The organism is Vibrio sp. 10N.286.46.A8, assembly GCF_041470165.1.
In the GTDB taxonomy this organism is placed as follows: Bacteria; Pseudomonadota; Gammaproteobacteria; order Enterobacterales; family Vibrionaceae; genus Vibrio; species Vibrio tasmaniensis_A.
The window spans coordinates 1-497 of sequence record NZ_JBFRLX010000371.1 but is presented as its reverse complement, the minus strand read 5'-3'; the positions used below and the strand labels follow the sequence as shown (position 1 = coordinate 497).

Genomic DNA, 497 nt, shown 5'->3' with positions numbered 1-497 from the left:
TAGTCTCTAGTCTCTAGTAAATAACTTACATCAATATCTTATCTATAAAATAGTCAGAACATGAGCTTTTTCAATCATTTTCGATATAATTAGAGAAAATGCCTAATCTTTAATACGTATGAATTTGAAAAAACTCTTCATCTTAGCTTTTGTTAGCGTCTTCTCAGGTTGTGCCGTCTACGCGGGGTTGAACTTCGATCAGCTCTTTGGTGAACAGCAAGTCCGTGATCGCCAAGCGCCTATTCTTTCATCTCAAGCACAGCATTTCATTGACGAAGTAAAGCCTATCATTGATAGCCGCTGTGTTGTTTGCCACGCTTGTTATGATGCACCTTGCCAGCTAAAAATGTCTTCAGTTGAAGGTATCGACCGAGGGGCGAGTAAGGCACTCGTTTATCAAGGCACCCGTTTAACCGCCTCAGCCCCTACCCGCCTGTTTGAAGACGCGATAACCACACAAGAGTGGCGTGATGCGGATTTTCATCCAGTGCTAAACG

At 42.9% G+C, this 497-nt stretch carries 1 pseudogene; it reads left to right on the top strand.

The features are described 5' to 3' along the window. Positions 1 to 118: 118 nt before the first annotated feature. Positions 119 to 497 (top strand): annotated as a pseudogene (locus tag AB4232_RS22505) (9-hexadecenoic acid cis-trans isomerase); the annotation flags it as partial.